The organism is Siminovitchia fortis, from assembly GCF_007681465.1.
Lineage (GTDB): Bacteria > Bacillota > Bacilli > Bacillales > Bacillaceae_C > Siminovitchia > Siminovitchia fortis.
This window is the reverse complement of sequence record NZ_VEKZ01000003.1, coordinates 20,848-27,486: the sequence shown is the minus strand read 5'-3', so window position 1 is coordinate 27,486 and position 6,639 is coordinate 20,848. Positions and strand designations below refer to the sequence as shown.

General features: G+C 47.8%; 4 protein-coding genes. All 4 read right to left on the bottom strand.

Annotation, left to right across the window (positions count from 1 at the left end):
- Nucleotides 1-340: 340 nt before the first annotated feature.
- The 4 genes from icmF to FS666_RS01775 are packed head-to-tail and all read right to left on the bottom strand — an operon-like array spanning nt 341 to nt 6,606.
- Complete coding sequence (gene icmF, locus FS666_RS01790) at nt 341-3,604, bottom strand: fused isobutyryl-CoA mutase/GTPase IcmF (protein ID WP_244943814.1); 3,264 nt, start codon at nt 3,602-3,604, stop codon at nt 341-343.
- Entirely contained in the window at nt 3,601-4,248 is a 648-nt protein-coding gene (locus tag FS666_RS01785) for a TetR/AcrR family transcriptional regulator (RefSeq protein ID WP_120071589.1), read from the bottom strand. Before FS666_RS01785 ends, icmF begins: the two co-directional genes overlap by 4 nt.
- A 60-nt stretch (nt 4,249-4,308) precedes the next feature.
- Entirely contained in the window at nt 4,309-5,445 is a 1,137-nt protein-coding gene (locus FS666_RS01780; RefSeq protein ID WP_144460134.1) for an acyl-CoA dehydrogenase, read from the bottom strand.
- Nucleotides 5,446-5,469: 24 nt separating this feature from the next.
- Nucleotides 5,470-6,606: an acyl-CoA dehydrogenase gene (locus FS666_RS01775; protein ID WP_144460136.1), complete on the bottom strand. Its 1,137-nt coding sequence runs from the start codon at nt 6,604-6,606 to the stop codon at nt 5,470-5,472.
- Nucleotides 6,607-6,639 lie beyond the last annotated feature (33 nt).

The following is a 6,639-nucleotide window of genomic DNA, read 5'->3' as shown; positions in this document are numbered from 1 at the left end:
AACCGCTGCCCGCGGGAGCACCTGTATGCATTATTAAAAAGGAAAACCACAGCCCGCATGCTGTGGTCACTCACTCCTATTCAGGCGGCCTTCCTTCCGCCCGATTTTTGCCGGAGCCGAGAATGAGACGATAGCCCAAATAAAATAATACGACTGAGGTAAATAGAAACGGAATCGCCCCAAGACGGCTTTGGTATAAAAGATAACTAATTTCTGCGGCAATGAAAAAGCCTATAATCTTGAGCCCGAATTTCATGCACCCACATCCAGTCATATTAGATTTATTATTTATTTTATCCCGTTGGAAAATAAAAATCCATGGATGCGTTTACAAGGCCGTTTACATATTTCGCCTGTACTGGCCGCCCACTTCATATAAAGCATGGGTAATTTGCCCAAGACTTGCTGTCTTCGTCGTCTCCATCAATTCGGCAAATATGTTTCCACCGCTGACAGCAACCTTTTTCAAGCGGGTTAACGCTTCTTCGGCTTCATTCTGGTGCTGTTTCTGGAAATTGCGGAGATTCCGAATCTGTGTTTCCTTTTCCTCCTTAGTTGACCGCGCCAATTCAATGTTATCCAGGTCCGCTTCTGACGGAGGATTGGGGTTCAGATACGTATTAACACCGATAATCGGCAGTTTTCCAGAATGCTTAAGGGTTTCGTAATACATTGACTCTTCCTGGATTTTTCCACGCTGGTACTGCGTCTCCATGGCGCCGAGCACTCCCCCGCGGTCGTTCAGCCGTTCGAATTCCTGAAGCACCGCTTCTTCAACGAGATCTGTCAGTTCTTCCACAATAAAAGATCCTTGGAGCGGGTTTTCATTTTTGGAAAGACCGTGTTCTTTTGTAATAATCATTTGGATGGCCATCGCCCTTCTGACCGATTGTTCCGTCGGTGTCGTGATGGCCTCATCGTACGCATTCGTATGGAGCGAATTGCAATTATCCTGCAAAGCCATCAACGCCTGGAGCGTCGTCCGGATATCATTGAAATCAATTTCCTGGGCGTGAAGCGACCTGCCGGATGTTTGAATGTGGTATTTCAATTTTTGGCTCCGCTCATTCGCACCGTATTTCTCCCGCATGACAACCGCCCAAATCCTCCTCGCCACCCGGCCAATGACTGTATATTCCGGATCGAGCCCATTGGAAAAAAAGAACGACAGATTCGGTGCGAAATCATCGATATCCATTCCCCGGCTCAAGTAATATTCGACATATGTGAACCCGTTGGCAAGAGTAAAAGCCAGCTGTGAAATCGGATTGGCTCCTGCCTCTGCAATATGATAACCGGAAATCGATACCGAGTAATAGTTTCTTACCTGATGGTCAATGAAATACTGCTGGATATCTCCCATCATCCTTAAAGCAAATTCCGTTGAAAAAATACATGTATTCTGGCCCTGGTCTTCTTTTAAAATATCAGCCTGAACCGTCCCTCTGACCGTTTTCAATGTCTGACTTTTCACCGTTTCAAGTTCCTCTTCGGTCAATTCCCGCCCAATCTCTTCCTGTTTTTTCCTTACCTGCTGGTCAATGGCAGTGTTCATAAACATCGCCAGGATGATCGGCGCCGGGCCGTTGATCGTCATCGAAACGGAAGTGGACGGGGCACAAAGGTCGAAGCCGTCATACAATTTTTTCATATCATCAAGCGTACAGATGCTGACGCCGCTTTCACCGACTTTCCCATAAATATCGGGACGGTAATCCGGATCTTCCCCATACAATGTGACCGAGTCAAAGGCGGTGCTCAGCCGCTTGGCCTCATCGTCCTTCGATAAATAATGGAACCGGCGGTTCGTACGCTCAGGCGTACCCTCACCGGCAAATTGCCTTTTCGGATCTTCCCCCTGCCGTTTAAAAGGAAAAACGCCTGCCGTATAAGGATAGGAACCCGGTACATTTTCCTTATATACCCAATTTAAAATTTCCCCATAATCCTTGAACGAAGGAAGTGCCACCTTCGGAATGGAAAGTCCTGATAAACTTTTTGTCTTCAATTCTGTTACAATCTCTTTGTCCCTTATTTTTACGACAAACTGGTCTTTTGCATAGGCTTCCTTCGTCTCTTCCCAATTCTCCAAGACTTTCTTCGAATAGGGCGTGAGCTTTTCTTCCGTTTCTTTCTTCAATTCCTGAAGAACCGCCAAAACTGGTTCGTTTTCCCCTCTTTCTTTCACAGCTTTGATTGTGCCTTCAATTTGAAACAGCTGTCTTGCGACCCGGACCTGCTCTTCCGCGTGCTGATGGTATCTTCGGACCGTTTCGGCAATCTCCCGCAAATAATGCTGGCGGGAAGCCGGGATGATCACATTTTGCTTCTCCACTTCCTCCTTTTTGGAAAAAGATACATTCCAGTCCGTACCGCATTTTTCGTTCAACAGATCGATCAGGGCGGCAAACAGGGCATTCGTTCCGGGATCGTTGAACTGGCTGGCGATCGTTCCGTACACCGGCATTTTTTCCAATTCCTCATCAAAAAGCAAATGGCTTCTCTGATATTGCTTTCTTACTTGATCCCTGGCATCTTCAGACCCTTTTTTCTCAAACTTGTTGATCGCAATAATATCGGCAAAATCAATCATATCGATTTTTTCCAATTGGGTAGGGGCGCCGAATTCGCTTGTCATCACATACATGGAAACATCGCTGATTTCCCTTATTTCTGCGTCTCCCTGTCCGATCCCGCTCGTTTCGACAATCACAAGGTCAAACCCCAGGGCTTTGACGATGCGGATGGCGTCGCGGATGGCGCCCGACAGCTCGTTCTTTGAGCCACGGGTTGCCAGGCTTCTCATATACACACGCGGTGAAAAAATGGCATTCATCCGGATCCTGTCTCCCAATAACGCCCCTCCTGTCTTTTGCTTGGTCGGATCCACAGACAATACAGCCACTTTCTTTTCCGGAATTTCATGGATAAACCGGCGGATCAGTTCATCTGTCAACGAACTTTTACCTGCACCGCCAGTTCCTGTGATTCCCAGAACCGGTGCCTCTTGGCTCATTTCCTTCATTTCGGCGAAAACCCTCGAAAATTTGTTTCCGTCCTTTTCCCCTGCCCGGTTTTCGGCCAATGAAATCAATTTGGCAGCAGCCGCCATGCTCCCCTCTTTTAGCCGCTCGACTTCTTCCTCGATGGAATCGCCAATGGTTGAAAAATCGCATTCCTCCAGCATCAGGTTGATCATGCCCTGCAAGCCAAGAGTCCGGCCATCCTCCGGCGAAAATATCCGCGAAATCCCGTAATCATGGAGCTCTTTGATCTCACGGGGAATGATAACCCCTCCACCTCCTCCATAAATGCGTATATGCGGCGCTCCCTTTTCCTTTAACAGATCGTGCATGTATTTAAAATATTCTACGTGTCCGCCTTGATAAGAGGAGACGGCAATTCCCTGGACATCTTCCTGGATGGCCGCATTGACCACCTCCTCCACCGACCGGTTATGTCCAAGATGAATTACTTCCCCACCGCTGGCCTGCAATATTCTCCGCATAATATTGATGGAAGCATCATGCCCGTCAAACAAACTGGAAGCCGTTATGAACCGGACATGGTTTTTTGGCGTGTAGATTTCACTCACTTTTTTCATCCTCCTACTTCCACTTGTGTCTTAAAACCTTTAATCCCTGAAAAAAGCAAATCGGTCTGGAGGCGAATATAATCATCAATGGAACATGTTTTTTTCAAAGCCCAGCGCCGGAATCCCCACATCTGTCCCTGGACAAAAATGTTATGCGCCAACAGCTGCTGGTGCTCATGGCTGATGTCGAGCTCTCCGTTTTCCACACAGCGGCTGATCAGCTTCTCAAACATGCCGACCATTTCCAATTCTTTTTTTAACACATAAGGCAAGGCCTCATTGGACAGGACCTTCGCTTCCTGATACATGACAAGCACTTCATCCTGCATCTCATCAATGATTCTGAAATAATGGCCGATTCCAAGTTTCAGGCTTTCCAAAGTCCCTTTCTCCAGGTCCATGCTGCTCAGCCTTTTCCTTACCTGCTCGTAAATGCTGTCGCACACAAGAAAAAGCACATCCTCTTTCGTCCTGATATACTCATATAAAGTACCGATGCTGAAACCGGCAGCCCGGGCAATTTCCCTAGTTGTCGTCCGATGGAAACCTTTTTCCTTAAAAAGGGATACGGCTCCGCGGATCATTTGATTCCTGCGTTTTTCCACAAGCTGCTCGTCTTTCACCGATGCCTGAATCTCCCTTTTCACTGCCAAAAAATTCACCTCTTTCAAGTATACAGTTACTAATTTCGGGCTCCGTAGCCTGCCGCTTTTCTATTTCGTTAACATTCTGGAAATGACCAGTCTTTGGATTTCCTGCGTTCCTTCATAAATTTGGGTGATTTTGGCGTCGCGCATATACCGTTCGACCGGATAATCCTTCGTGTATCCATAGCCGCCAAATATTTGCACTGCTTCAGTTGTCACTTTCATGGCTGTATCCCCGGCCATCAGCTTGGACATGGCCGACTCTTTCCCATATGGAAGACCTTCTGATTCAAGCCACGCCGCCTGATAAGTTAATAGTCTCGAAGCTTCGATGCCTGTCGCCATATCAGCCAATTTAAAAGCGATGGCCTGATTGTCGACGATCGGCCTTCCAAATTGCTTTCGTTCCTTTGCATACTCGACGGCGACATCCAAAGCCCCCTGTGCGATTCCGACAGCCTGCGCCGCAATGCCATTTCGGCCGCCGTCAAGGGTCATCATGGCAATTTTAAAGCCTTGCCCTTCCTCTCCCAGCACATTTTCCGCCGGGACTTTGCAGTCTTCAAAAATAATTTCGGTTGTCGGAGACGACCGGATTCCAAGTTTCTTCTCTTTTTTCCCTACGGAAAACCCTTCGAAGCCTTTCTCAATGATAAAAGCCGTGGAGCTCCGTTTGTCCTCCGGATTCAATAAGGCAAAAACAATATAAATATCAGCGATGCCTCCATTTGTAATAAAAATCTTGGAGCCGTTCAAAACATAATGGTCCCCGTCCCGCTTGGCCGTTGTTTTCATGCTGCTTGCATCCGAGCCTGAGCCGGGCTCCGTCAGCCCGTATGCCCCAATCTTTGTACCTTCCGCCATCGGCTTTAAATATTTCTGTTTCTGCTTCTCCGTGCCGAATGTATAAACGGGCCAGCCTGCAAGCGATGTATGGGCGGAAAGCGTTACTCCTGTCGATGCACAGACGCGGGACAATTCTTCAACGGCAATGCAGTACGCCAAGAAATCACTGCCGATACCGCCGTATTTTTCCGGCCATGGAATTCCCGTCAATCCCAGCCCAGCCATTTTTTCAAAAATATCCATGTCAAAGCTTTCTTCTTCATCGCGCTCGGCCGCTGTCGGCTCCACTTCCTTTTTCGCAAAGTCACGCACCATTTTTCTGATCATTTCATGTTCTTCACTTAATTTAAAGTTCATCAAGTCTCCTCCTCAACACGCTCTCTATTTCAACAATTGCTTACTTATGACGATCCTTTGGATTTCGCTTGTTCCTTCATATATTTCCGTTACCTTGGCATCCCTGAAAAATCGTTCAACGGGGTAATCTTTCGTGTAGCCGTACCCGCCGAATATTTGGATTGCCTCCGTGGCATTCTCCATCGCGGCCCTTGAAGCGAACAACTTTGCCATCGATACTTCTTTCACACATGGCACGCCGGATGCACAAAGATCTGCGGCACGGTAAAGCAGTAATCTGGCGCTTTCCACAGCCGTTCCCATATCGGCGAGTTTAAAAGCCACCGCCTGCTGTTCGGCAATCGGTTTGCCGAACTGCCTGCGCTCCTTCGCATAACCGACTGCAGCTTCAAAAGCTGCTTCAGCAATACCAAGCGCCTGTGCAGCAATCCCGATCCGGCCGATATTCAGATTGGCCATTGCAATTCTAAAACCATTTCCCTCTTCGCCAAGCCGATTTTCTGCAGGCACCTTCATGTCTTCAAAGGTGAGCGGAACCGTTCTGGAGCCATCCAGCCCCATCTTCTTTTCGTCTTTTCCAATGAGAAGTCCCGGGGTATCCTTTTCAACAATAAAGGCAGAAATTCCACGGCTTCCTTTGGTTGGATCCGTTACGGCAAAAATAATATATATATCCGCTTCACCGCCGTTTGTGATGAACATTTTAGAGCCATTGACGACATAGTGGTCCCCTTGTTTGACCGCTCTGGATTTGATCGCTCCTGCATCCGAACCCGCTCCGGGCTCCGTAAGACAAAACGCAGCCAATGATTTTCCTTCCGCAAGCCCCGGAATAAATTTCTGTTTCTGTTCTTCTGTCCCGAACTGTAGAATCGGGTTCGTCCCGACGGAAGTATGCACGGACAGAATGACTCCCACGGTCGCACTTACTTTCGAAAGCTCATGGATCGCAATGATATAAGAGATAAAGTCCATACCCGCCCCGCCGTATTGTTCCGGAGTGGTGATTCCCATCAACCCCAGCTCTCCCATTTTCTTGATGATGTCCCCGGGAAACTCCCCGGCTGACATTCTTTCAATATGCGGCTTAATGTCGGTTTCAGCAAAATCACGTACCATTTTTCTCATCATCAACTGTTCATCGGTAAATTGAAGGTTCATCGCTGTCTCCTGCTTTCTTCGACATTTTAGTTG